General features: G+C 43.7%; 19 protein-coding genes. 6 read left to right on the forward strand and 13 right to left on the reverse strand.

Features of this window, described 5'->3' with window-relative positions:
• The first annotated feature begins 18 nt into the window (after positions 1–18).
• Positions 19–2541 carry a DNA gyrase subunit A gene (gene gyrA, locus ACVBDY_RS08945; RefSeq protein WP_447175131.1) on the forward strand — a complete coding sequence of 841 codons (2523 nt, stop codon included), beginning with the start codon at positions 19–21 and terminating at the stop codon, positions 2539–2541.
• A gap of 108 nt (positions 2542–2649) precedes the next feature.
• Positions 2650–3924, forward strand: a complete 1275-nt coding sequence (locus ACVBDY_RS08950) for a tetratricopeptide repeat protein (RefSeq protein WP_447175132.1) — start codon at positions 2650–2652, stop codon at positions 3922–3924.
• A gap of 79 nt (positions 3925–4003) precedes the next feature.
• Here ACVBDY_RS08950 and clpB read toward each other — a convergent pair whose 3' ends face one another.
• Positions 4004–6610 carry an ATP-dependent chaperone ClpB gene (clpB, locus tag ACVBDY_RS08955; RefSeq protein ID WP_447175133.1) on the reverse strand — a complete coding sequence of 869 codons (2607 nt, stop codon included), beginning with the start codon at positions 6608–6610 and terminating at the stop codon, positions 4004–4006.
• 219 nt (positions 6611–6829) lie between these two features.
• Here clpB and ytxJ point away from each other — a divergent pair, with 219 nt between their 5' ends.
• Positions 6830–7243, forward strand: a complete 414-nt coding sequence (ytxJ, locus tag ACVBDY_RS08960) for a bacillithiol system redox-active protein YtxJ (protein ID WP_447175134.1) — start codon at positions 6830–6832, stop codon at positions 7241–7243.
• 132 nt (positions 7244–7375) lie between these two features.
• Here ytxJ and ACVBDY_RS08965 read toward each other — a convergent pair whose 3' ends face one another.
• The 4 genes from ACVBDY_RS08965 to ACVBDY_RS08980 form a co-directional block, all read right to left on the reverse strand.
• Positions 7376–9184, reverse strand: coding sequence for an acyl-CoA dehydrogenase FadE (locus ACVBDY_RS08965; protein ID WP_447175135.1), 1809 nt, complete (start codon positions 9182–9184; stop codon positions 7376–7378).
• Positions 9185–9217: 33 nt separating this feature from the next.
• On the reverse strand, positions 9218–10402 hold the full coding sequence (locus tag ACVBDY_RS08970; protein ID WP_447175136.1) for an acetyl-CoA C-acyltransferase: 1185 nt from the start codon (positions 10400–10402) through the stop codon (positions 9218–9220).
• A gap of 170 nt (positions 10403–10572) precedes the next feature.
• A complete protein-coding gene (locus ACVBDY_RS08975) occupies positions 10573–12978 on the reverse strand; it encodes a 3-hydroxyacyl-CoA dehydrogenase/enoyl-CoA hydratase family protein (protein ID WP_447175137.1) in 2406 nt (801 codons plus the stop codon).
• Between the two features lie 65 nt (positions 12979–13043).
• Complete coding sequence (locus ACVBDY_RS08980; protein WP_447175138.1) at positions 13044–13481, reverse strand: MarR family winged helix-turn-helix transcriptional regulator; 438 nt, start codon at positions 13479–13481, stop codon at positions 13044–13046.
• Positions 13482–13772: 291 nt separating this feature from the next.
• Between ACVBDY_RS08980 and ACVBDY_RS08985 the strand changes: the two genes are divergently transcribed.
• Complete coding sequence (locus ACVBDY_RS08985; protein ID WP_447175139.1) at positions 13773–15131, forward strand: alpha-L-fucosidase; 1359 nt, start codon at positions 13773–13775, stop codon at positions 15129–15131.
• Between the two features lie 250 nt (positions 15132–15381).
• Here the strand turns inward: ACVBDY_RS08985 and ACVBDY_RS08990 are convergent, their stop codons facing one another.
• The 4 genes from ACVBDY_RS08990 to ACVBDY_RS09005 all read right to left on the reverse strand — a co-directional run bounded on the left by ACVBDY_RS08990 (position 15382) and on the right by ACVBDY_RS09005 (position 18666).
• The gene (locus ACVBDY_RS08990; protein ID WP_447175140.1) at positions 15382–17178 is read right to left on the reverse strand and encodes an AMP-dependent synthetase/ligase; all 1797 of its coding nucleotides are present in this window, start codon (positions 17176–17178) and stop codon (positions 15382–15384) included.
• A 201-nt stretch (positions 17179–17379) separates the two neighbouring features.
• A complete protein-coding gene (locus tag ACVBDY_RS08995) occupies positions 17380–17619 on the reverse strand; it encodes an SRPBCC family protein (protein WP_447175141.1) in 240 nt (79 codons plus the stop codon).
• A gap of 260 nt (positions 17620–17879) precedes the next feature.
• Positions 17880–18317 carry an SRPBCC family protein gene (locus ACVBDY_RS09000; RefSeq protein ID WP_447175142.1) on the reverse strand — a complete coding sequence of 146 codons (438 nt, stop codon included), beginning with the start codon at positions 18315–18317 and terminating at the stop codon, positions 17880–17882.
• A 43-nt stretch (positions 18318–18360) separates the two neighbouring features.
• Positions 18361–18666 (reverse strand): ArsR/SmtB family transcription factor, encoded by a 306-nt coding sequence (locus ACVBDY_RS09005; RefSeq protein ID WP_447175143.1) that lies wholly within the window; start codon positions 18664–18666, stop codon positions 18361–18363.
• Positions 18667–19004: 338 nt separating this feature from the next.
• Here ACVBDY_RS09005 and ACVBDY_RS09010 point away from each other — a divergent pair, with 338 nt between their 5' ends.
• Entirely contained in the window at positions 19005–20114 is a 1110-nt protein-coding gene (locus tag ACVBDY_RS09010) for a D-TA family PLP-dependent enzyme (protein ID WP_447175144.1), read from the forward strand.
• A gap of 132 nt (positions 20115–20246) precedes the next feature.
• The gene (locus tag ACVBDY_RS09015) at positions 20247–20678 is read left to right on the forward strand and encodes an FKBP-type peptidyl-prolyl cis-trans isomerase (RefSeq protein ID WP_447175145.1); all 432 of its coding nucleotides are present in this window, start codon (positions 20247–20249) and stop codon (positions 20676–20678) included.
• A gap of 149 nt (positions 20679–20827) precedes the next feature.
• Here the strand turns inward: ACVBDY_RS09015 and ACVBDY_RS09020 are convergent, their stop codons facing one another.
• From ACVBDY_RS09020 to ACVBDY_RS09035, 4 genes are all read right to left on the reverse strand, one after another.
• Positions 20828–21055, reverse strand: coding sequence for a hypothetical protein (locus ACVBDY_RS09020; protein WP_447175146.1), 228 nt, complete (start codon positions 21053–21055; stop codon positions 20828–20830).
• Between the two features lie 86 nt (positions 21056–21141).
• Positions 21142–21954 (reverse strand): DUF4249 domain-containing protein, encoded by an 813-nt coding sequence (locus ACVBDY_RS09025; protein WP_447175147.1) that lies wholly within the window; start codon positions 21952–21954, stop codon positions 21142–21144.
• Positions 21955–21959: 5 nt separating this feature from the next.
• Positions 21960–24587 carry a TonB-dependent receptor gene (locus ACVBDY_RS09030; protein ID WP_447175148.1) on the reverse strand — a complete coding sequence of 876 codons (2628 nt, stop codon included), beginning with the start codon at positions 24585–24587 and terminating at the stop codon, positions 21960–21962.
• A 59-nt stretch (positions 24588–24646) separates the two neighbouring features.
• The gene (locus ACVBDY_RS09035; RefSeq protein ID WP_447175149.1) at positions 24647–25642 is read right to left on the reverse strand and encodes a FecR family protein; all 996 of its coding nucleotides are present in this window, start codon (positions 25640–25642) and stop codon (positions 24647–24649) included.
• Positions 25643–25743 lie beyond the last annotated feature (101 nt).

Genomic DNA, 25743 nt, shown 5'->3' on the forward strand with positions numbered 1-25743 from the left:
ATAATTAATTTTTTTAATATGGCAGAAGGAGAAAAGCTGATACCTATTAATATTGAAGATGAGATGAAGTCGGCTTACATCGATTATTCGATGTCGGTCATTGTGTCACGTGCCCTTCCTGATGTAAGGGACGGATTAAAGCCGGTGCACAGAAGGGTTCTGTTCGGAATGTATGAACTGGGCGTTATGAGTAACCGGTCGTATAAAAAGTCGGCTAGGATAGTAGGAGAGGTTTTGGGTAAATATCACCCGCACGGGGACAGTTCAGTTTACGATGCCATGGTAAGGATGGCTCAGGAATGGAGTCTCCGTTACATGATGGTGGACGGACAGGGAAACTTCGGTTCCGTTGATGGTGACCCACCTGCCGCAATGCGTTATACCGAGGCGAGGATGAGAAAGATCTCGGAAGACATGTTGGCAGATATAGACAAAGAGACAGTAGATCACTCCCTGAATTTTGACGATACATTAAAGGAACCGACGGTATTGCCTACAAGGGTGCCAAACCTCCTTATAAACGGAGCCTCCGGTATTGCTGTAGGTATGGCAACCAACATGCCTCCTCATAACCTTACGGAAGTAATAGACGGAACTATCGCCTACATTGATAACAGCGAGATAGATGTCGATGAACTGATGCAACACATCAAAGCTCCCGATTTTCCAACAGGAGGTGTTATTTATGGGTATGACGGGGTCAGGGAAGCTTTCAAGACCGGGAAAGGACGGGTGGTTATCCGTGCCAGAGCTACGATAGAGGAAGTACAGGGACGTGAGTGCATCGTGGTTACGGAAATTCCTTACCAGGTAAACAAGGCGGAGATGATCAAGAAAACCGCAGACCTTGTTAATGATAAGAAACTCGAAGGTATTTCCAATATCCGGGATGAGTCAGACCGAAAAGGGATGCGTATTGTTTATGTACTGAAAAGAGACGCGATACCGAACATTGTACTGAACACATTATATAAATATACGGCACTGCAATCTTCTTTCAGTGTTAACAATATAGCGCTGGTCGCAGGGCGTCCGCAACTGCTCAACCTTAAGGATATGATCCACCATTTTGTGGAACATCGCCATGTCGTTGTGGTACGCAGAACGGAATACGAACTGAAAAAGGCGGAAGAAAGGGCGCATATCCTTGAGGGACTTATCATTGCATCCGACAATATAGACGAAGTAATAGCCCTTATCCGGGCTTCCAGCAATGGGGAAGAGGCGAGAGAAAAACTAATGGAGCGTTTCTCTCTTTCTGAACTACAGGCCAGGGCGATCGTAGAAATGAGATTGCGACAGCTCACCGGACTTGAACAGGATAAGCTGCGTACGGAGTATGAAGAGATCATCCAGTTGATAGAAGAACTGAAAGATATTCTGGCACGTAAAGAGCGAAGAATGGAGATCATTAAAGAAGAACTCCATGAAATCAAGGATAAATACGGAGATCCCAGAAGGTCCACCATAGAATATGCCGGAGGGGATCTTAGTATTGAGGACATGATCCCGGACGAACAGGTGGTAATCACCATATCGCATGCGGGGTATATTAAAAGAACCTCGCTGTCTGAATACAAAACACAGAACAGGGGAGGTGTTGGACAAAAAGCGTCCAATACGAGAAACGAGGATTTCCTGGAGCACCTTTTTGTAGGGACAAACCACCAGTATATGTTGTTTTTTACTCAAAAAGGAAAATGTTTCTGGCTCCGGGTATATGAAATTCCCGAAGGTACACGAACTTCCAAAGGAAGGGCCATTCAAAACCTTATTAATATCGAACAGAGCGATAAGGTAAAAGCATTTATTTGTACCCAGGACCTCAAGGATGAAGAATACATCAATAATAATTACGTGATAATGGCTACAAAGAAAGGTGTAGTTAAGAAGACATCTTTGGAGCAATATTCGCGTCCGCGACAAAACGGTATCAACGCTATTACCATACGAGAAGATGACGAATTGCTGGAAGCCAGGCTCACCACAGGTAACAGCCAGGTGATGCTTGCGGTAAGATCCGGAAAAGCGGTCCGTTTTGAAGAAGAGAAGACCCGGCCAATGGGAAGAAATGCTTCCGGTGTACGAGGTATTACGCTTGCAGATGCTTCGGACGAAGTTGTGGGAATGATAACGATCAACAATCCGCAGGAAGAAAGCGTACTGGTTGTATCCGAAAACGGTTATGGTAAACGAACATTTATCGATGACCCTGAAGATGGCAGTCCGATATACAGAATCACAAATCGTGGAGGAAAAGGAGTGAAAACTATTTCCATTACGGAAAAAACCGGTAAATTAGTGGCCATAAAAAGCGTATCTGATACGGATGACCTGATGATTATTAATAAATCCGGAATTGCTATACGATTGAAAGTTAGTGACTTACGGGTTATGGGGCGTGCAACCCAAGGAGTAAGGCTTATAAATATCAAAGGGAAGGATTCTATTGCGGCCGTTGCGAAAGTGATGCGTGAAGAGGAGACCAATGATGAGGAATTTGATGGAACCGAGATGGATAATGTGGAGACAAATGATTAATTTTGTTAAAATATTATCCGGAGTTTATTTAAATCCAAAAAATAAAACCTAATCTTGAACCGTTTTAACGGATATAATTAAAAAAGAAACTATTTTAATTCAAGACTCATGAAGAAAAAGATTTTTATTTTTTCTGCATTGTTAATTTCTTCTTTATCTATAGCTCAGAAGAAAGAATTGAGAGATGCGGAGAAAGCGTTGAAAAAAGGAAGTATAGCAGAAGCCAGGACCTCGTTGCAGAGTATAGAGTCCACGATTTCTTCTGCGGACGATAAGTACAAGGCCCAGTATTATTTTCTGGATGGCAAACTGAACTACGAAGAGGCAAAAAGCGGGGGAGAAGCAGATACTTCTTACCAAAAGGCGGTAGCATCCCTCAAAGAGCTTATTGCCGTTGAAAAGGAGAGCGGTAGTGAAAAATATACCGGGGAAGCTTCCCAGTTGATACAATCCATTTCTGCCGACCTGGTAAATTCTGCGGTAGAAGACAATCAGAATCAGGATTATGCAGCGGCAGCCAAAAAATTATATATGGCATACCAGCTGGATACCAATAACCAGGATTACCTTTATTATGCTGCTTCGAGCGCTGTAAACGGAGAAGATTACGACACAGCATTAAAATATTACGAAGAACTCAAGGAACTCGGGTATACCGGAGAAGCGGTGAAATATTATGCCACCAACAAGGAAACCGGTGAAAAAGAAGAGCTCCCCAAAGACCAAAGAGATCTTATGATAAAGGCAGGGACGCATGAAAAACCGGAAGAGGAGAAAAACGAATCGAGATTTCCTGAGATCGTAAAAAATATCGCATTGATCTATACTCAAAAAGGAGATAACGAAAAAGCGATAGAGGCGGTGAAGGAAGCAAGAAAAGTAGATCCTGAAGATGTTAATCTTCTTATGACCGAAGCAAACCTTTACATTAAACTGGGACAAAAGGACAAGTTTAAAGAAGTAATGGAGCAGGCTATTCAGAAAGATCCTAACAATCCTATGCTTTACTATAACCTTGGAGTTATCACAGGGGAGCAGGGAAATAAGGAAGAAGCCAGAAAATATTATGAAAAGGCCATAGAACTTGATCCTAAATACGAAGCAAGTTATATGAACATGGCTTCTTTGGTCCTCGGAGAAGAAGTTGCCATAGTAGATGAAATGAACAGTTTGGGGACTTCCAAAGCGGATAACCAGCGCTATGATGAATTGAAGGCAAAAAGAGAGGGACTTTACAAGGAAGCTGTTCCTTACCTGGAAAAAATCCTGGAATTGAACCCTGATAGTCAGGAAGCAACAAAAACCCTGATGAATATTTACGGTTCTATTGGTGAAGATGCCAAATACCAGGAATTAAAGTCCAAACTGGAGACTATGGAATAAGATTAAAGCGGTAGCTTTTAATAAAACAAAAATAGCGGGTCTTTCCCGCTATTTTTGTTTTATAATGGTAACTCTTTTCTTATTCCTTGACAATATCTTCCTGGTTCCTGAAAACGAGCTTGTCGTCAAATTCATCTAGAAGTACAATACTATCCGTAGTTATCGTGCCCCCCAGGATCTCTTTGGAAAGTTCATTGAGGACTTCCTTCTGTATCATCCGTTTTACAGGCCTTGCGCCAAACTGAGGATCATATCCTCTCCTGGCAAGATAGGAGATGGCTTCTTCCGTTGCATCGAGAACAATGTGTTGCTTCGCGATCATCCTGGTTACATTTTTGAGTTGTAACTGTACGATCTCCCTGATATTGGCCTCGGTAAGCGGGGTGAACATGATAATATCGTCGATACGGTTCAGGAATTCCGGCCGCACCGTCTGCTTCAGTAATCCCAGTACTTCCACCTTTGCGGCTTCCGTAGCACTTAGTATGTCTTTTACGGCTTCGAATTTCCCCTGGATAATATGGCTTCCCAGGTTGCTGGTCATTATAATAATGGTGTTCTTAAAGTCCGCAAGCCGACCTTTGTTATCGGTCAGGCGTCCTTCGTCCAGTACCTGTAGCAATATGTTGAACGTGTCAGGGTGTGCTTTTTCTATCTCGTCCAGCAGGACCACGGAGTAGGGTTTGCGCCTTACGGCTTCCGTAAGCTGACCGCCTTCATCGTATCCTACATATCCCGGAGGTGCACCAACCAATCTGCTCACCGCATGACGTTCCTGGTATTCACTCATATCTATACGGGTAATGGCGGATTCGTCGTCAAACAGGTATTCAGCAAGCGCTTTGGCAAGCTCGGTCTTACCAACCCCGGTTGTTCCGAGGAAAAGGAAAGAGCCTATAGGTCTTTTTTCGTCCTGTAATCCTGCCCTGCTTCGGCGGATAGCATCAGATACAGCTCGTATTGCTTCTTCCTGTCCGACCACTCTTTTGTGGAGTTCTTCTTCCAGTTGCAAGAGTTTTTCCCTGTCGCTCTGCAGCATTTTGGTTACCGGGATTCCGGTCCATTTAGCCACTACTTCAGCGATATCCTCGTTGGTAACCTCTTCCTTGATAAGGGAACTGCCCTCCGATTGTTGCTTATTTAACTGTTCCTGGAGCATATCCAGTCTTTCCTGGGCCTCCTTGATTTTTCCATAACGTATTTCCGCTACTTTTCCGTAATCACCATCCCGTTCTGCTCGTTCTGCTTCCGTTTTAAAATTTTCTATATCTTCTTTGGTGTTCTGTATGTTGTCTACAACCTCTTTTTCACTTTGCCATTTTGCATAGATCTCATTCCTGTCTTCTTTGAGATTGGCCAGATCCGCATTAAGAGATTTTAGTTTATCTTCATCATTTTCGCGTTTTAGCGCCTCAATTTCTATTTCGAGTTGCATAATTCTCCTGTCCAGCACATCGAGTTCTTCGGGTTTGGAATTTATTTCCATTCGCAGTTTGGAAGCGGCCTCATCCATCAGGTCAATCGCCTTGTCGGGCAGGAACCTGTTGGTTATATAACGCTGGGACAATTCCACTGCGGCGATGATAGCTTCGTCCTTGATCCTCACTTTGTGGTGGGTTTCGTATTTCTCTTTAATACCACGAAGTATGGAAATAGCACTTTCGGTATCCGGCTCGTCTACCATTACTTTTTGGAAACGTCTCTCCAGCGCCTTATCTTTTTCGAAGTATTTTTGATACTCGTCGAGAGTAGTGGCCCCCACGGCCCGGAGCTCTCCGCGGGCAAGTGCCGGTTTAAGTATGTTTGCCGCATCCATGGCCCCTTCGCCGCCACCAGCGCCTACCAGGGTGTGTATTTCGTCTATGAACATTACGATATTCCCATCGGAAGCAGTAACTTCTTTGATAACGGATTTCAGTCGCTCTTCGAATTCCCCTTTGTACTTTGCTCCTGCGATGAGGGCTCCCATGTCCAGAGAATAGATCTCCTTGTCCTTCAGGTTTTCCGGAATATCTCCCTGTATGATCCTGTGGGCAATACCTTCGGCTATGGCTGTTTTACCAACTCCCGGTTCTCCTACGAGCATAGGGTTGTTCTTGGTTCTTCGTGACAGGATTTGCAATACTCTTCGGATCTCTTCGTCACGCCCTATAACAGGGTCCAGTTTACCGTCATTGGCCAGCTGATTGAGGTTTTTGGCATATTTGTTCAGAGCGTTGTACGTTTCCTCCGCTCCGGAAGAAGTTACTCTTTCGCCTTTACGCAATTCGTCAATAGCGGTTTGCATCCCTTTTTCGGTTACTCCCTGGTCCTTTAATATCTGTGCGATTTTACTTTTGGATTTGAAGATCGCCAGTATCAGGTGTTCGATGGAGACATATTCGTCATTCATTTTTTTAGCAATGACACTGGCCTCGTTCAAAGCGGCACCTGCTTCCCTGGATAGCATAAGCTGTCCGCCCTCCACCCGTGGAAAATTTTCCAGGGTCTTATCCAGTATCTGTTTTAAGAGCGGGACATTCACCTGTAGTTTTTTCAGCAGAAAGGGAAGTACATTTTCGTCCACTTCAAAAATGGCTTTGAAGAGATGTTCGTTCTCGATTTGCTGATGGCCATAACCCTGGGCTATTTGTTGCGCTTGTTGTATGGCCTCCTGTGATTTTATTGTAAAATTATTAAGGTTCATCTGTATTGTTTTATTATACTGTAACTAATAGATTTTAACCGGTAAGGTCAATTCTTGTTCCATTACCAGAAGATGGACAAAATGTCAGTAAACCCCTGAAAAACAGAAGACAAAATGGCATTTTTATTCAAAAGGTCATCCTGACAATTGTCTTACGGATAAATGGTCAGGATCATTTACCTTTGCATTCTCTAAGACAAATTTATCAGATATAAAGTTATGGGATTTTTTGATATTATTTTTGGTAAAAAGACTCCGGATTCGGAGGAAAGTGATTATGAAAAACAAAAGTCATGGGGGTGGGAGCGGCTTACGGATGTTGGACAGCTGGAGGACATTGAAAAGGAAAGTCATACAGTTCCGGTAGTCATATTTAAACACAGCACCCGCTGCGGAATAAGCAGGATGGCTTACAGGAATTTCGAAAGTGAAATGACCCCGGGAAAGGTACATGCTAAATTTTATTACCTGGACCTGTTGGAATACAAGGATGTGTCCAATACCATTGCTACCCGTTTTGGGGTGATGCACGAAAGTCCGCAGCTCATACTTATCAGGGACGGGAAAGCCGTATACAGTGAATCTCACGGAGGAATATCTGCACCGAAGCTAGTGGACATACTGGCAGGGTGAGAACAGGCTTGTTTTGAATTGCTGAAGATAGAAAGAATAGGGAAGAACGGGTATTTGGAAAACAAAAACGCCCTGCATAGCAAGGCGTTTTTAACCAACCAAAACCTCCCCGATAGTTTTTGTTACCGGGAATTAGAAGCAATATTCGTTTTCCTCAATAATCTTGTCTGCTATTTTTTCGCGCAGGGCTATGACATTGGGTAAGTTCGTGTATTTTGTAAAACGTTTGAGCCCCATCAGCATCATTCGTTGTTCGTCGCCTTCCGCAAAAGAAACAATACCTTCTTTTCCTTTTTCGGTAATAATATCCACCGCCTTATACAAGTATAATCTGGCCATAGCGATCTGTGCTTCGGATTTTTCCTCTCCGTTCTTTTTAGCGAGTTTTTCCGTTCTGAGTATTACGGATTCGGCCATATAGATCTCAATCAGGATATCGGCGGCAGCCATAAGCAACTGCTGATGTTCTTCCAATGCCGGACCGTATTTTTGTACGGCTGACCCGGCAACCATTAAAAATACTTTCTTCAGCTTCCCGATCATTTCTTTTTCCTCGGAGAACAGTTCGGAATAATCGGGAGTGTCGAAAGAGGGGATGCCCATGAGTTCGTCCGCTACACTTTTGGCCGGGGACAAGAGGTCCACATGTCCCTTCATGGCTTTTTTTACCAGCATGCCCACGGCAAGCATACGGTTTATTTCGTTGGTACCTTCATAGATACGGGAAATACGGGCGTCTCTCCAGGCAGATTCCATAGGTGTGTCTTCGGAGAATCCCATTCCGCCGAATATCTGGATACCTTCGTCCGTACAGTGCTGTATATCTTCGGAAACGGCCACTTTCAGAATAGAACATTCTATAGCGTATTCTTCCACACCTTTCAGTTCGGCTTCCTGGTGGCTGTTACCATCGGATTTTCTGATAGCAATCCTGTCTTCTATATTTTTGGCAGCACGATAGCAGGCAGATTCTCCCGCATACATAGTCGTGGCCATATCGGCAAGTTTGGCCTTGATTGCCCCGAACTGTGCTATAGGGGTCTTGAACTGTACACGCTCATTGGCGTATTTTACGGAGTTGGTAATTACCCTTCGCTGCGCGTCCAGACATGCGGCAGCAAGCTTTATACGGCCTATATTAAGGGCATTCATGGCTATTTTAAAACCGTTTCCCCGTTCGGAAAGCATGTTTTCTACCGGAACTTTGGTTTCGTTGAAGAATACCTGCCGGGTAGAGGAGGCCCGGATTCCGAGTTTGTGTTCTTCTTCCCCGAGGGTAATGCCGTTTTCCGGGTCGTATTCTACAATAAACCCGGTAATATATTTGTCATCTTCGATTCTGGCGAATACAATCATAAGATCACAGAACCCGGCATTGGATATCCACATTTTCTGCCCGGAAATGAGATAGTGTTTCCCATCGTCACTAAGAACGGCTTTTGTCTTACCACTGTTAGCGTCGCTTCCTGCGCCCGGCTCAGTGAGACAATAAGAACCAAACCATTCTCCCGTAGCCAGTTTGGGGACGTATTTTTGGTTTTGTTCTTCAGTTCCGTAAAGAAGTATGGGCATAGTACCTATTCCGGTATGCGCCCCGAAAGCGGTAGCCACAGAACCTGTAGCGCCGGAAATATAATCACATACGAGCATTGTGGACACGAATCCCATTCCCATACCGCCAAGTTCTTCCGGTACGGCTACACTGAGAAGACCAAGCTCACCAGCTTTGCGCATGATCTCTTCGGTGAAGGCGTAATCTTTTTTCTCAAATCGTTCTTTATTTGGCCATACTTCCCGGTCTATAAAATCTTTTACCGTATCGCGCATCATCTTTTGCTCCTCTGAAAAATCTTCGGGAGTAAAGACATCTTCGCATGCGGTCTCTTTTACGAGGAACTGTCCACCACGAAGGATATTGTCTTTTTCTGCTTGTGTTTCCATAACCGTTATCTTTTTATTTATTCTTTTCTTGCTTTATAACAACTCGTAAATTCCTGCCGCTCCCTGACCGGTGCCTACACACATGGTAACCATACCGTATTTATTCCCGCGACGTTTCATTTCGTCAAACAATTGCACGGACAGTTTGGCTCCTGTACATCCGAGTGGATGTCCCAGGGCTATGGCCCCTCCGTTTACATTGACAATATCCGGGTCCATACCGAGTTCGCGGATTACGGCAAGGGATTGGGATGCAAAAGCTTCGTTAAGTTCTACAAGCTCAATGTCTTTTAGCTGCATTCCAGCCTGTTTCAATGCTTTCGGAATAGCTTTTATAGGTCCTATACCCATTATTCTGGGTTCTACACCGGCAGCGGCATAGCTTACCAGTCGCGCTATGGGTTCCAGGTTGAGTTCCTTTACCATTTCTTCACTCATAACCATTACAAAGGCGGCCCCGTCGCTCATTTGTGAGGAATTACCGGCGGTAACACTACCGCCATTGGCAAATACGGGCCTTAGTCTTGCCAGGGCTTCTATGGAGGTATCTGCACGCGGACCTTCGTCTTTACCTACAGTATATGATTTTGCCGTTTTTTTCCCGGAAGCGTCCACATAAATCTGTTCGATCTCTATAGGGACGATCTGCCTGTCGAACTTACCTTCGGCTTGTGCTTCTAAGGCTTTCCGGTGCGAATTATAGGCAAATTTGTCCTGGTCTTCACGGGACACCTTGAATTTCCCGGCTACGGCCTCTGCTGTCAGGCCCATTCCCCAGTAGTAACTTTCATGTCCCGATTTGGCTATTTCGTAATCGGGGACTGGCTTGTATCCGCCCATAGGAATGTAACTCATGCTTTCGGCTCCCCCGGCTATAATGCAATCGGCCATTCCCGCCTGTATTTTTGCCGTAGCTATGCCTATCGTTTCTATTCCGGATGCGCAATATCTGTTAACCGTAACCCCGGGAACATCTACGATGTCGAGCCCCATAAGGGAAATAAGTCTCCCCATGTTCAATCCCTGTTCGGCTTCGGGCATGGCATTTCCGACGATAACATCATCGATACGGTTTTTATCCAGTCCCGGAAGTTCGTTCATCAGGTGCTGAATGGTCTCCGCAGCGAGTTCATCCGGCCTTTTGAACCGGAACGTCCCTCTCGGGGCCTTTCCAACGGCAGTCCGGTATGCTTTTACTATATATGCTGTTTTTTTCATTTTTTTAGATTTTTTATATCAGTTAGAAAAGAGAATCATTTTCCCAGTTTCTTAGTATAAATCGTTGCAAAATAAGCCTTTGCCCATTTATAGTCCCATAAAGGTAACCGTGAGGAATCTACCCGGTATCTGTTCTTATATTTTTCCTGCATGGTAAACATTGTTACTATTTAATTGCGGAGCGGCTTCCCCGTTTTAAGCATATGTTGTATCCTTTCCAGGGTTTTTCGTTCTGTACAGAGCGAGAGGAAAGCTTCTCTTTCCAGGTCAAGCAGGTATTGTTCGCTTACGTTTGTGGCTTCGGAAAGGTCTCCTCCTGCCATAACGTAGGCAAGTTTATTGGCGATCTTCTTATCGTGTTCGGATATGTATTTACCGGCATACATGCTGTCAGTTCCTACGAGGAACATACCGAGCGCCTGTTTTCCGAGTACTTTGACATCTTTTCTTCGGATAGGCTGTGTATACCCGGCTTCTGCCAGTAATATGGCATGTTTTTTTGCTTCGGCTATCTGGCGGTCTTTGTTTACCACAATGATATCTTTTCCTTTTTGGAGAATACCGAGGTCGTATGCTTCGTAAGCAGAGGTAGATACTTTTGCCGTACCGATAGTGAGGAAATATTCGCGAAGGACATTGAGTTCGACATCATCTTTTTTGAAGGTATCGGCCGCTCTCAGGGTCATTTCCTTGGAACCACCACCTCCGGGTATTACTCCTACGCCGAATTCCACAAGGCCGATATAAGTTTCTGCAGCCGCAATCACTTTGTCGGCATGCATACTCATTTCGCATCCGCCACCGAGGGTCATTCCATGCGGGGCCACAACTACGGGAATGGAGGAGTAGCGTACCCGCATCATAGTGTCCTGGAACATTTTAATGGCCATATTCAGTTCATCATATTCCTGCTCTACGGCCATCATGAAGATCATTCCTATATTGGCGCCTACGGAGAAATTGGCTGCCTGGTTACCAATAACCAGTCCGGCGTATTCCTTTTCAGCAAGGTCTATGGCTTTATTGATCCCTTGTAATACCTCTCCACCGATAGTGTTCATCTTGGACTGGAATTCCAGGTTAAGAATTCCGTCTCCCAGGTCTTCGATAACGGCATCACTGTTGCTCCACACTTTTTTACTCTCCCTTATATTGTTCAGAATGATAAATGCATCCTGTCCGGGAACTTTTACCTGCGATTTGGAAGGAATATCGTAATAGTATGTATTGCCGTCTTTTACGGTATAAAAGGAGTCGTTGCCCGAATCCAACATTTCTTCTATCCATGCTGCGGGTTCATGTCCTTCGGCTTTCATTACTTTGAGACCTTCTTTTAAACCGATTGCATCCCAGATCTCAAAGGGACCGTTTTCCCAGCCGAAACCGGCTTTCATGGCATCGTCTATTTTATAGAGATCGTCCGTGATCTCGGGGATACGATGAGAGACATAGGCAAACATGGCAGAGAAGTTCTTTCTGTAGAACTCACCGGCCTTGTCTTTACCACCTACGAGTACTTTAAAGCGATCTATGGGCCTATCTATGGTTTTGGTGAGTTCCAGCGTGCCGAAAGAAGCCTTTTTACCAGGGCGATATTCCAGCGTGTTGAGATCGAGGGAAAGGATTTCACTCTTTCCGTCGTCACCTTTAATTTTCTTGTAGAATCCCTGGCCGGTTTTGCTTCCCAGCCATTTATTTTCCATCATGGTATTGATGAAACCGGGAAGTTTAAAAAGGTTGTGAGCTTCATCATCCGGACAGTTTTCGTACAAGCCGTTAGCTACGTGGACAAGAGTGTCCAATCCTACGACATCTACCGTACGAAATGTAGCAGATTTCGGGCGTCCTATTACCGGGCCGGTAAGTTTATCCACTTCTTCTATGGTGAGTCCCATTTCCATTACCTGGTGGAACAGGCTCATAATACCGAAGATCCCGATACGGTTTCCTATGAATGCGGGAGTGTCTTTGGCAACTACCGATGTTTTTCCAAGGAATTTGTCTCCGTATATATTCAGGAAATCCAGCACTTCTTTGGAAGTTTTCGGCCCCGGTATGATTTCAAAAAGCTTTAAGTAGCGCGCAGGATTAAAGAAGTGCGTTCCGCAAAAATGCTCCTGGAAATCTTCGCTACGGCCCTCACTCATAAAATGAATGGGAATCCCCGATGTGTTAGAAGTAACAAGGGTACCCGGTGTGCGATATTGTTCTATTTGTTCGAAAACTTTTTTCTTGATATCCAGCCGCTCTACAACAACCTCGATGACCCAGTCTACACCGGCAATTTTCTTTATATCGTCTTCAAGGTTTCCGGTACTGACCCGGTCTGCGAGTTTTTTGTGATAAATAGGAGAGGGGTTGGATTTTAATGCGGAAGTCAGGTTGTCATTGGCAATGCGATTACGGACGACTTTATCGTCAAGGCTTAATCCTTTTTGCTGCTCTTTTTCGGTAAGTTCGCGGGGCACGATATCGAGAAGCAGTACCTCTACGCCGATATTGGCAAAATGGCAGGCGATGCCACTTCCCATAATCCCGGAGCCTATTACCGCTACTTTCTTAATGTTTCGTTTCATTTCTTTGTTTTCTGTGGTTTGTCGTTATTATGTATTTTAGTACGGATGAAGGAAACCGATCGTATTTACGTTTTGTAAATCTTCTTTTCCACAATGAGATTGTTGATGACATCTACAACTTCAAAAAATGTCTCAAGTTTTTCTTCGGAAATACTGTCTTTTATCACTTCGTTGAACCGGAGTACTACTGCTTTGGAAAGTTCTCTTTTTTCACGTCCGAGTTCGGTGAGACATATAAGAACACTTCTGCCATCACTCGGATTGGGTTTTCTTTCGATAAGCCCCTTGGCTTGCATGTTTTTTAATATACGGGATAAACTGGTCGCTTCCATTCCCATTTTCGGCCCAAGTGAAGTGGAAGGTGTGCCTTTGTCCCGGTCTATGCTCAACAGGGTGAAACCCGTTGCCATGGTGGTCTCGTACTTACCGGCTTCTTCATTATACATCCTGGCGACAGCCTGCCAGGTAGCTCTCAAGGCATAATCTATGGTTTTGTCTTTCATGTGTATTGGTCTGAAAACCAAATATACAAAATTTTATTATGCACGCATAGTAAATAGGCGTTAAATTTTTATATCTGTAAAACGAACCATTAATTTATGATAATTTTATAACAATACCTAGTATAAACTACCTGTTAACAGTTATTTAAAGGTGTTTTGACATACTGCTTAATGAGATCATCAAGAAGCGGGTATGCTTTGGTCCCGGGATATTGTATTGCGGGAGGGCATAATATAACAAAAACTGTATATTTGTTATCGAACACGTTATACTGATTAAACCTTGTTTTTATGAGAAAACACCTGTTACTATTACCGTTATGCCTGTTGTCCGCATTTTCTTATGGACAAGGCAATGAGAAGTTATCGGATTCCGTAGACGAACGAAAAATGAAGTGGTTTGCCGATGCCAAACTGGGAATATTTGTTCACTGGGGAATTTACGCCGTAAATGGTATAGACGAATCCTGGTCGTTCTACAACGGGAAGATAGGACATGAGGATTATATGAAGCAATTAGACGGATTTACCGCAAAAAATTACGACCCGGAATATTGGGCGGAACTTATCAAGGAAAGCGGGGCGCAGTATGCCGTGCTCACTTCTGGTCATCATGACGGGGTTGCCTTGTGGGACAGTAAACAGGGAGGTACGACTACCGTAAAAGACACTCCGGCAAAGCGCGATCTTATCACTCCCTTTACAGATGCATTGCGGGCTAACGGGTTGAAAGTAGGGATGTATTACTCACTCTCCAATTGGTCGCATAAGGATTATAATGAATTAACGAAAGAGAAAAAACGCTACGATATAAAGAAGGAACCCAAGCGTTGGCAGCGTTATAAAAAGTATATGTTCGGACAGATAGAGGAACTGTCCGAAGCGTTTAACCCCGATCTTTGGTGGTTTGACGGTGACTGGGAGCATAGTGCGGAGGAATGGGAAGCTTCTGAGATAAGAAAAAAACTGCTGGCTAAAAAGCCGAATACGATCATTAATTCCCGTTTGCAGGGGTACGGGGATTATTCCACTCCGGAACAAGGGGTGCCGGTATTTAATCCCCCTGCTAAATACTGGGAGTTGTGCCTTACCATGAACGGAAGTTGGGGCTATCAACCCCTGGATACCGAATATAAAACGCCATACGAGGTCATCCGTATTTTTTCGGATATGATGAGTATGGGAGGCAACCTCTTACTTGATATCGGTTCGAAGGCAAATGGAGAAATTCCGGCAGAACAGGAGCACATACTCAAAGAACTGGGAAAATGGACGCATAAACATAAAGAAGCGATATACAGTACCCGCAAGGGGATTGATCTGCACTATTTCTACGGCCCGACGACTTTATCAGAAGACAGAAAAACGCTTTACCTCTTTGTGCCCGGAATCCCTCAAAACGAACTGGTACTGAAAGGGGTTAAGAATAAGATAACTTCCGTAAGTATTGTAGGCAGTGGTGAGAAGCTGGAGTACTATACCAAAGGAGCTATAGACTGGGCAAATTATCCCGGAATATCGTATGTGAAAGTTCCGCAGGAAGCTGCGGATACCTATATGACCGTATTAAAAGTCGGCCTGGATGGCCCGTTGGAACTATTCAATAAATACGGCCCACAAGAGGAGCAAACATCGGAAAAAGGCGATTAGGGAATGTGAACTCCGTATTCGGGTCGTTTTTGGAAAATCAAAAGTCCTTAAAAATTCAAGCTATTGTCCGGTTTTCGGGATTATGGTAGTTTTTGATTATGAAAAACAACACTTTATTAGGAAAACAATACCCGCGTGTCCGGCAGGGGCAAATAGCATTAAAAACTTTTTAAGGACTTTCTCTTTTCTGAATCCGGTAGTATGTGTTTATGCAAACGAGCTACCGGATTTTTTTATTCCGAATATATATCTAGTTTTTATTTCCGTTTTCATCGAGACGATATATCTTGTCGTACAAATCCTTGTACTTTTCTTTAATGATCTTTCTCTTGAGTTTTAAGGTAGGAGTAAGATGTCCGCTTTCAATAGACCATATATCGGGGGTGAGTTCAAATTTCTTTATTTGTTCCCAATGACCGAATCTTTGGTTATAAGAAGCAATTTCTTCCTTGTACCGGGCAATAACTTCCGGGTTTACCACAATTTCTTCGTTGGTTTTCCCAATATTGATACGTTTTCTTGCCGCCCACTCTTTCAGGAAATCAAAATTCGGAAGAATAAAAGCCGCGGGAAGTTTTTCGCCTTCGCCAATAACCATAATCTGTTCGATAAAACGTGATTGTTTCATTTCGTTTTCTATGATCTGAGGGGCAATGTATTTTCCTCCGGAGGTTTTGAACATTTCTTTTTTACGGTCCGTTATGCGCAAAAAGCCTTCCGAGTCTATTTCCCCGATGTCCCCGGTATGAAAATATCCGTCGGTCAATGCCGCTTCGGTTTTTTCAGGATCATTATAATAGCCCATCATTACATTGGGCCCTTTACAAAGTATTTCTCCGTCTTCGGCTATTTTAACTTCAACTCCGGGTATCATTTTTCCTACGGTACCGATTTTCCATCCGTGATTTTTCTGGCAGTTTACAGCAATTACCGGAGACGTTTCCGTAAGACCGTAACCTTCCATTACCGGGATTCCCGCAGCGGCAAATACCCTGCCCAGGCGGGGTTGCAGTGCGGCACTTCCGGAAACCATAATGTCCAGTTTTCCACCAAGCCCTTCCTGCCATTTGCTGAATATCAGTTTCCGGGCGATCCCCAGTTGCATTTCATACCACCATCCGTTGGCTTTATACGGTTTGAATTTTTCTCCCAATTCCAACGCCCAGAAAAATAATTTTTTCTTGACGCCTGTTAATTCTGCTCCTTTGGCATAAATTTTATCGTATACCTTTTCGAGCAACCTGGGCACAACAGTCATTACATTGGGCTTGACTTCTTTGAGATTGTCTCCCATTTTGTCTATGGACTCGGCAAAATAAATGGATATGCCGTAGTACTGATAGAGATAAACCACCATTCGTTCAAATATGTGGCATATGGGAAGAAAACTCAGAGCCCTGGAGTCTCCTGCATTCAGCGGGACCCGTTCGGCGCTACCGAGTACATTGGACACGATGTTGTGATGTGAGAGCATAACGCCTTTAGGCCTTCCGGTAGTTCCTGAAGTATAGATCAATGTAGCCAAGTCCCCTGCTTTTATAGCATTTTTCCGGGCTTCCACCTCATCTTGATTGGAGCTGTCTTTACCTGCATTGAGGATTTCTGTCCAGTGTTTTACTCCTTCAATGTTATCAAAGGAGTATACCTCCTGCAAAGAAGGGACTTTGGCACGGATGGCATTTACTTTGGCCAGCACTTCCTCATCCGATACAAAACAATATCTCGCCCCGGAATGGGTGAGCACGTACTCATAATCTTCTTCTGAAATCGTAGGATAGATAGGCACGGTTTGTGCCCCTGTTTGCAATACACCTATATCCAACAGGTGCCATTCGGTGCGATTGGAGGAAGAGATAACGGCTACTTTATCGTTTACCTCAAGCCCTGCGCGGAGAAGTCCCCTGCTTATACCGTTGGCCTGGTCCACATAAGCCTTGCTGGAGGTTTCTTTCCAGGTACCATCCTGTTTGGTTACCAGGGCGTCTTTCAGGTTGTATTTTTCAAGTTGGAGGTAGGGAATATCAAATATACGTGTAACGTCGGTCATCTTCTGCTATTTTAAAACCTTGTCTTAATTAAAGGTAAGGAAAATTAAGAACAAAGGGATTGCAAAATATGAAAATTGTAGATATAAATCAACGAGGTCTGTAAAAAAATAAGCGAATTGTTATCAACTCGTTAATTCCAACCGTACTAAGGCTATTGTATATATATCTTTTGCAGTATTATGGATAAAGCCCCGGAATTTTTATTCACGCCCCTGGGCTTTATAGGGAAATTTATCTGCAATGAGATTTAGGTTTATTCCGTGTTCCAGAAACGCTTTTAATCCGTCCAGAACAGTGGTAAAGCCTCCGGCAGAATCCTTTATGATCCAGAGAAGTTCGTCACCTTCTTCCACAAATCCGTAATTTTTGATGACTACGTAAGTAGCATTTTCATTAAGAACTGTAAAATCAAAATCCACAACGGTAGAAGTTCTCCCCATGTTATGGAAATCTTAGTATTAACGGATACTTCCTTAACAAAGACAGGAGTGGAAACCTGGTACATTTCCCATTTCTAGGTCAGGGCTTTTCCCGGTTCCAGTTTACCGTTGCTATGCGCAGACCAGAAATTCTTTATGATTTCCGGATCCATGAATGCTTCGAAAACCATTGCTACGGGCTTTCGTATGAGCATTTGTGCTTCTACATACTCCGATTTAGTTTTTTCATGTTTTCCGTTTGTTTATGTAAGTTTTACGAATTAAACCTCTTCCGGTCGTTCTATGAATTTCAGCAATGCCGTACCGATAAAATATGTCCATCCGTAGTTGAAGTTTTCCCTGGAAAGGTCCGGGTTGCTTTCCGGGAATGTTTCAAGACCTTCATGGGTAAGTCGAAGCTTTGTCCGGTCGCCTTCGGGAAATAATTCAAAAATCACCTGGGAATTGCCTGCATAACCTTTGTATCGCCAGGTATAGGCAATTTTTTTATTTTCTATAACCTCGGTTATTTTACATAAATGCAGGTATTTTTTTTCATCCTTTCCGGCCATGAAACTGAATTCAAAACCGACTTCGAGACTAAATTCTTCCAAATCAAAGTACCATTGTTTCATATGATCTTTGTCCGTAAGCGCCTTCCAGACTTTTTCTATGGGAGCGTTAAATATTCGTTCGATAATTAAGGGACTATTTTTCATAAAGCCATAGGTTTTTAAACTGGTCGGGGTTGTCAAAATTTATTCAATTTTCATGGAGAAAATCTTCAAGGGCATCGAGTTTACCGGTCCAGAATTTTTGATATTGCCCTATCCATTCGGAGACTTCCCCGAGTTTTTTTAGGCGGGCCTCGCAATATCGCTCCCTGCCTTGTGGTTTTATCACTACCAGTCCGCATTCCGTCAACACTTTGATGTGTTTGGAAATAGCAGGCCGACTCACTTCAAAATTGTCTGCTATCTGGTTAATTGTAAGCCGTTCACCTGCCAGTAAATGGATAATGGCCCTTCTGTTAGGATCGGCTATAGCCTGAAAGACATCTCTTCTCATATATTATGTAACTAATCGGTTACTAATTTATATAAAACTATTTGGTCACGCAATTTTTTGTGATGATTTTTAGATTATTCCGAATTGACAAAGACGCAAGCCACTAAACTGCTATGGACTTAAATCCCATAGGTTTATGCCAAACCGGAAGTCTGTTTTGCCACGGATGCACAAATCATTTTAAAACAACTGTGGGGCTATCCGGGTATTGGTGGCTAAAATTTATAGAAAGTAAAGTAACCGCAATGAATATTGATATAGTCGGGAGCAGGTTTTAACCTATAACTTGATAATAAATATTTTGGTTTTACTTAGCTTTGAAAGGCAAAAACTGTAATATGAAAGACTGGTATATTATCGATAATATAGAGAAAATAGACTCGCCGACAGTGGTGTTATATGAAAAACACCTGGAGCATAACCTGCAGCAGATGCTCAATATAGTAGGAGGAGATATAAACAGGCTGAGACCGCATCTGAAAACCAATAAAATGCCGGAAGTGGTAAAACGTATGGTCAAGCTCGGATTAAAAAACTTTAAATCGTCTACCATAGCAGAAGCGGAGATGGCTGCAAAAGAAGGTGCGGAAAGTGTTCTGATAGCCCACCAACTCGTAGGCCCCAAGACGGATCGTTTCTTTACACTTGCGGACCGTTTTCCCGAAACACGGTTTTACACGATTATAGATAATTCGTACACTCTTGAAATATGGGAAACAAAGGCGAAAGAGGCAAGGAAGAATGTGTCTGTTTTTATCGATATAAACAATGGAATGAACCGGTCCGGAGTGGAACTGGGACCCCGGTTAACGGAACTCATCGATAAAATAGAAAAAACAGACCATGTAAGCCTGGAGGGATTGCATGTATATGATGGTCATCACTGCCATCCGGATTACAGGGAAAGAAAGGAAAAACTGGAAGCAGGCTTCGATGGGTTGACAGAAGTGATTGCCAACCTTAAAAAGATACATCCGGATTTACAGGTTATATCAGGCGGTACTCCTGCATTTACCACGCATAGCCTGGACAAAGAGAAGATATGCAGCCCCGGCACCTGTGTATTCTGGGATTGGGGTTATGATGAAAAACTTACAGAACAGGACTTTAAATTTGCCGTACTTCTGGTAAGCCGGGTGATTTCCAAACCTGCCGAGGAAATCGTTACCATAGACCTGGGACATAAAGCAGTTGCTGCGGAAAACCCTACGGACCGCCGCGTGAAATTCCTGAACCTGTCCGGTTACCAGCTGCTCTCCCAAAGTGAAGAGCACGGTGTTCTTCGGGTAGACAATTGGGAAAATATTCGTGTGGGAGATGTTTTGTACGGTATTCCTTATCATATATGCCCTACGATCAACTTATACGACGAGATAGCGGTGATCCGCAACGGGGAAAAATCAGAGGTCTGGGAAATTACGGCAAGAAAGCGCCGTATTACCATTTGAGCAGGTTATTAGGGACATGAAAGAACCGAAATAAGATCAAAATCAGTAAATTATCCCGTAATTTCCCTTGGAGATACTTGAGAAATCTTACCTTTGTAGCTAAACGACTATAAATTTAGATACATTTTATTTATGAGTAAAGTAAAAGCAAACGACACGGTACGAGTGCATTACACAGGAAAACTGAATGACGGACAGGTATTTGACAGTTCTTTGGAGCGAGAACCCCTGGAAGTACAGTTGGGGCAGGGTAGCCTTATACCCGGGTTTGAACAGGGACTTATAGACATGGCGGTAAATGAAAAGAAAACTGTGACCATTCCGAAGGAAGAAGCTTATGGTGAAGTGCGCGAGGAACTCTTCCATTCTATCAAAAAAGAGGAACTTCCTGCCGAGATTACTCCGGAAGTCGGTATGGGACTGGTAGCCAAAAATCCCGACGGTTCCGAATACCAGTTGCGTGTTGCGAAAGTAGAAGAAGATCACGTTGTTCTGGACGGTAACCATCCTCTTGCAGGCAAAGACCTTATTTTTGACCTGGAACTTGTTGAGATAAAGGACTGATAGTAAATCAATAGTGTTTTGTTATTTGAAGCTTCAGTTTATTATGTAAAAAAGGAACTAAGTTCATTTGATAATAGTAACACGTGAAATAATTTATCAAAAATCCCCGGAATATTAAGATTCCCGGGGATTTTTTTATAGTTGTTATCTTATAGAAGTTCACAGGCTATCTTCATAGATTCAACGACACGAATGATTCCTGTGGTATCTACATCCCTGTCTTCCACACGTAATATATGATCCGGATCTTCCAGGTCGAAATTAATATCAGCAAGCGGAAAGTGACGGGACAATACCAGTTGACATATATCAGCCCTAACCGGATCGGTAATATCGGTTCGGAATATTTCTATAATAACGGGAACTTCTTTCTTCATACTTTTTCTGATAAATAGTGGAAATAGAAAATAGTCAGTAGCGAGACCAGGCGGTAAGCCTACACCTAAAAGTTTCTGTTCGCAGATCACTCCACCACGTACGAACGCACATCCGTTTCACAAAGCCTGAAATAACCGTAGGCATAATTTTTTTCATCGGTAGTATTTATGATATTTCCCCGTACATTGGCCGGTGGTGTGCTGAACGACCCTCCGCCAGTCGCTTCGAGAATGAGGGACATATAATTGTCAAAACGTTCGGAAATTCCATATAGAGTTATGTCAAGCCGATCACCGATTTCAAGGTCCTCGTCACTAAAACTATCGAACATTTCATTGCCCTGTGTAAATTCATCATTATCGATATCGTATTCCGGGTAAATAAGAAAATCCGTCTCAAACCTGGCCATATAGTGATTATTTTCCTCGGGGTTATCCTGGTAATAAAATGTAACTTCAATTTCATCCCCCAAGAAACCAGCGTCGTAATCCTGCTCTATACGTGTAATTTCAGGAACACTCATAAGTTGTTCACTGGACGTATAGGTCTGCCCGTCTGCCGTAACCGTCAGTTCATAGGTCTCCCCGATAACCGGGATAAAATCGGTACAAACATATATCCCCGTTCCCGGCGTTTCCACAAAATCAAAGACAGTACCGTCGCTGTTCATTATATATACCCCGGCGTTGGAAACCGGGGGAATTTCTTCGGAATAGTAGTCGGTGGTCGTACTCAGTTTAATGGTTTGCTGCGCTCCGTTGGTACCTTTTACCCATTCTATGCCGGCATCGATAACCAGTCGCGGTTCTTCGGTATCCAGGTCAACATCGACCACGTCTTCGCATGAGACCAAACCTGTGATTACAATTAATAGAAATATATATTTAAAAGAGTCCATTTTCTTTAAAATTTGAAGTTATATGATACACTTGGAATAATACCGAATATGGAGAGACGAACTGCTTCGTTTACACCGGTGTCTTCATTGGGCCGGAAGCTTACGGAGGCCGAATTCTTCCGGCTGTACAGGTTGTAAATACCAAAGACCCATTCGCTTTGCCAGCCTTTTTTCTTTTGCGGTTTCGGGGTATAGGTAGCCGAAATATCCAGGTGGTGATAGGAGGGAAGCTTGTCTTCGTTGCGCGAGGTATAATTAGGCACCATAATTCCCCCGATCTCGTATTGCCCTTTCGGATATGTATAAGGCTGCCCGGTCTGGAAGGTGAAATTTGCTCCGAAAGACCATTTGTCATTGAATTCATACCCCCCGGTTATAGCCAGGTTGTGGAGTTTGTCGTAAGGTGACAGGTACCATTCCCCATTGTTGATCCCTGTTTCTTCAGGAGTGCGCCCAGGGGTTTTCTGTTCCGCGCGGGAGAGGGTATAGGCTATCCATCCTGTGAGCCGGCCGGTGTTTTTCCGGAGCAATATTTCCAGTCCATAGGAACGGGCTTCCCCGTTCAGGATAACCTGTTCAATATCGTTATTGGCAATAAGCTCAGCGCCATCAATATAATCGATACGGTTTTTTACCTTCTTGTAAAATACTTCGGTTTCGAGGGAATAGGCATCCTCATTAAAATTTTTAAAATACCCCAGGGCTACCTGGTCCAGGAGCTGTGGTTTTATAAAAGGGCCGCTTGGGGTCCAGATATTTATCGGAGTAGGAGACTGGGTGTTGGAAAGCAAATGCAGGTATTGCGACATCCTGTTATAACTAGCTTTTACGGATGTATTATCGTTCAGGACATACGAAATACCTATTCGCGGTTCGAGGTTGTCGAAGCTTGCTATACTTTCTCCGCTTCCGTAATGGGTTGAACCTATGGGCGTGCCTTCTTCGTAAATTCCGAAATCAGGGTTGAAAACCACTGCCTGGTCATTCTCATACATGTTGATGTCCTCTTGCCCATACCTGTAGAACATACTGTATCGCAAGCCATACCGTACAGATAATTTTTCGGATATCTCATGTTCGGCATCGATATAAAAGGCCGGTTCCAGGGCGTATTTTTTATCCAGCTGTTCAAAATTGATCGAAGAGTTTTCCCCGTTCGGTTTCAATGTGCCGGGATTAAAATCGTAATAAGTAGCATGGGCGCCGTAATGGAGGTTAAAATTATCCGATACGTAATGTCTCAAGTCATATTTGGCGCTATAGGATTCAATGGCATTGTCCCATATAAAATCCTGGGATTCCAGTTCCAGGCCAAAACGATAGTCGCTATAGATCAGGGACAGATCGGAGCTTAAATTATCGGAAAAATCGTGCTTCCACCGGAGATTGAGCATGGTATTTCCGTATGAGCTGGAAAAATTATTACCGAAGTCGAAAATATCCCTACCGAAGTAACCGGACAAAAACAGAGTATTGTTCTTGTTGAACCTGTAATTCAGTCTTGTATTCAGGTCGTAAAAGTATGCGGAATTATCGTTGTCTGCCAATTTTAAAAAGAGGTGCGCATAAGAACTTCTCCCGGCAACCAGGAATGATCCTTTTCCTTTAGCAAGAGGTCCTTCTGCCAGTAGCCTACTCGATATCAGTCCGATACCTCCGTTCATGTGAAAGTCCTGATAGTCGCCGTTTTTCTGATGCACGTCCAGCACCGAAGAAACACGTCCGCCGAAGGTAGAGGGGATACCTCCTTTATAGAGTTCCATATCACTTATAGCATCGGCGTTGAATACCGAAAAGAAACCGAAAAGATGAGAATCGCTGAACATCGGGGAGCCGTCCAGCAGAATAAGGTTCTGGTCGGCAGCGCCGCCGCGGACATTAAACCCCGAAGAGGCCTCTCCGGCATTGGTAACTCCCGGGAGCTGTAACAATGATTTTAACGGATCAGGCTCTCCAAGCACTACAGGGATCCGTTTGATCTGTTCAACCGAAAGCCGGTTTACACTCATCTGCGGTTTTTTGATTTCCGTAATATTTCTGCGGTCGGTGACCACGACTTCATCGAGTTTGGAGGCATCCGGTTTAAGATCGACATTGATAACGGATTTATCTCCCGGCCGTATTTCGCGGGTCAGGTATCCCAGATAGGAGATAAGCAAAATGGCATTTGTCCCGGAAATTCTCATGTTGAAATTACCGTTCATATCTGTTACCACACCATTGGACGTTCCCTTCTCTATGATATTAGCCTGAGGTAACGGTTCGCCTGACTCATCAATTACACGACCTTTTATTTCCCGGAGTGTCCGCGGTTTTCTTTGCTTTACATAGATCACCCCGTTCCTGTTCTGAAAATCCAGCCGGTGTTTTTGTTCCAGTGTTTGCAATAGTTTAACAAGACGGTATTCTCCTTGTTTTATCCCGGCATCGGTCACCCGGGATATTTCTTCGTTGTTATAGGCAAAGGAATAGGGGGAATGTTGTTGTACCTGTTCAAGTATGGACTTTAAGCTACCCGGTCTTACATTCACACTGATATTGTCCGGAATATCATCCTGCTGGGCCACCAGGGCAGGAATGCAACTACATGTCAGGAACACAAAGAGACATACTCTTTTACACAAAAGATTCATACGTTGTTTTTAGTTTAATGTTTGTAATTAAGTTGGCGGAAAAGGAACTGAATATGTTTTCAGGGAAGTTTTGTTTCCGGGGATTCATAAACTTTCAATGTTCCGGAATCTTTAAATTCATAATGAATGTCCAGCAGATGTTGTAACCCTTCCATGACTTCTTTAAGCGATGTCCCGAGCGGATATGCTGCGGTAATGTGTTTTTTTACTGTTGTCCCGGAAAGAGCATCGGTATCTATGTATACGTTGAAATACCTTTCGAGAGCATTCAGGGTTTCGTCCAGGGGAATATTATTGAAGCTCAGCAGGCCATCTTTCCAGGAATTGGCCCCGGTGAAGTCGGACCGGCTGAATGTAGCCGTATTATCATATTCATCAATAACAAGACTGTTGTTCCGTTGCAGGGCAGTACTGTCGGAATCGTGATAGACCTTTACACTTCCTTCTTCCACATCTACCCGGGAAAGCTCCTCGTTGGTATAGGCTTTGACGACGAAACGGGTCCCTGTGACCAGGAGTTCGTTATCGCGAAAATTTACCCGGAAGGGGTGCGTGCGGTCGGGAGACACCTCAAAATAAGCTTCGCCTTCCAGTTTTATGTCCCTGCCCTCCTTAAAATTCTTACGGTATTCCAGAACCGTTGCCGAGTTGAGCCATACTACGGAATTGTCGGGAAGAGTAAAAGCTTCTGCAGGTTGTCCCGCTGCAACTTCCACCCTTATGAAGTCTCTCCCTCCGAAAAACTGAGGGGCTATCCACCAGACTCCTAACCCGAACAAAAGAATAAAACAGGCCGCAGAAGTATAAAGGAACAGCCTCCTGCGTACGGAAGGCCTGTTTTGTTTCATCCCGAGTTCAATTCTGATCTTTTGCATTAATTTGTGATCGGAACTGGTAATGTTTTCCTTTTCGGCAGCATCCCATTCTTTTTCCATCAGCCGTGAAAACAACAACCGGTTAGCTTCCTTTTCCATCGCTTTCAGTAATTGGCGGGTTTCTTCACGGGAAAGTTCATTCCGGAGATATTTTTGCCACAATATGTTTAATCTGTCCATTTAGGTTGCTTTTTTAGACTTTCGTCATATGGTATATCCGCGAAGTGGCAAAAACACCTAATGGTTTTTTGTTAAATGGGTGTTAAATAAGAGAAGAGTAC

It is taken from the genome of Sinomicrobium halophytocola (genome assembly GCF_052983395.1).

Excerpts from the sequence above, each read along its gene's own strand:
- gyrA (WP_447175131.1), top strand. The coding sequence starts at position 19 with ATGGCAGAAGGAGAAAAGCTGATACCTATTAATATTGAAGATGAGATG.
- ACVBDY_RS08950 (WP_447175132.1), top strand. The coding sequence starts at position 2,650 with ATGAAGAAAAAGATTTTTATTTTTTCTGCATTGTTAATTTCTTCTTTA.
- clpB (WP_447175133.1), bottom strand. The coding sequence starts at position 6,610 with ATGAACCTTAATAATTTTACAATAAAATCACAGGAGGCCATACAACAA.
- ytxJ (WP_447175134.1), top strand. The coding sequence starts at position 6,830 with ATGGGATTTTTTGATATTATTTTTGGTAAAAAGACTCCGGATTCGGAG.
- ACVBDY_RS08965 (WP_447175135.1), bottom strand. The coding sequence starts at position 9,184 with ATGGAAACACAAGCAGAAAAAGACAATATCCTTCGTGGTGGACAGTTC.
- ACVBDY_RS08970 (WP_447175136.1), bottom strand. The coding sequence starts at position 10,402 with ATGAAAAAAACAGCATATATAGTAAAAGCATACCGGACTGCCGTTGGA.
- ACVBDY_RS08975 (WP_447175137.1), bottom strand. The coding sequence starts at position 12,978 with ATGAAACGAAACATTAAGAAAGTAGCGGTAATAGGCTCCGGGATTATG.
- ACVBDY_RS08980 (WP_447175138.1), bottom strand. The coding sequence starts at position 13,481 with ATGAAAGACAAAACCATAGATTATGCCTTGAGAGCTACCTGGCAGGCT.
- ACVBDY_RS08985 (WP_447175139.1), top strand. The coding sequence starts at position 13,773 with ATGAGAAAACACCTGTTACTATTACCGTTATGCCTGTTGTCCGCATTT.
- ACVBDY_RS08990 (WP_447175140.1), bottom strand. The coding sequence starts at position 17,178 with ATGACCGACGTTACACGTATATTTGATATTCCCTACCTCCAACTTGAA.
- ACVBDY_RS08995 (WP_447175141.1), bottom strand. The coding sequence starts at position 17,619 with ATGGGGAGAACTTCTACCGTTGTGGATTTTGATTTTACAGTTCTTAAT.
- ACVBDY_RS09000 (WP_447175142.1), bottom strand. The coding sequence starts at position 18,317 with ATGAAAAATAGTCCCTTAATTATCGAACGAATATTTAACGCTCCCATA.
- ACVBDY_RS09005 (WP_447175143.1), bottom strand. The coding sequence starts at position 18,666 with ATGAGAAGAGATGTCTTTCAGGCTATAGCCGATCCTAACAGAAGGGCC.
- ACVBDY_RS09010 (WP_447175144.1), top strand. The coding sequence starts at position 19,005 with ATGAAAGACTGGTATATTATCGATAATATAGAGAAAATAGACTCGCCG.
- ACVBDY_RS09015 (WP_447175145.1), top strand. The coding sequence starts at position 20,247 with ATGAGTAAAGTAAAAGCAAACGACACGGTACGAGTGCATTACACAGGA.
- ACVBDY_RS09020 (WP_447175146.1), bottom strand. The coding sequence starts at position 21,055 with ATGAAGAAAGAAGTTCCCGTTATTATAGAAATATTCCGAACCGATATT.
- ACVBDY_RS09025 (WP_447175147.1), bottom strand. The coding sequence starts at position 21,954 with ATGGACTCTTTTAAATATATATTTCTATTAATTGTAATCACAGGTTTG.
- ACVBDY_RS09030 (WP_447175148.1), bottom strand. The coding sequence starts at position 24,587 with ATGAATCTTTTGTGTAAAAGAGTATGTCTCTTTGTGTTCCTGACATGT.
- ACVBDY_RS09035 (WP_447175149.1), bottom strand. The coding sequence starts at position 25,642 with ATGGACAGATTAAACATATTGTGGCAAAAATATCTCCGGAATGAACTT.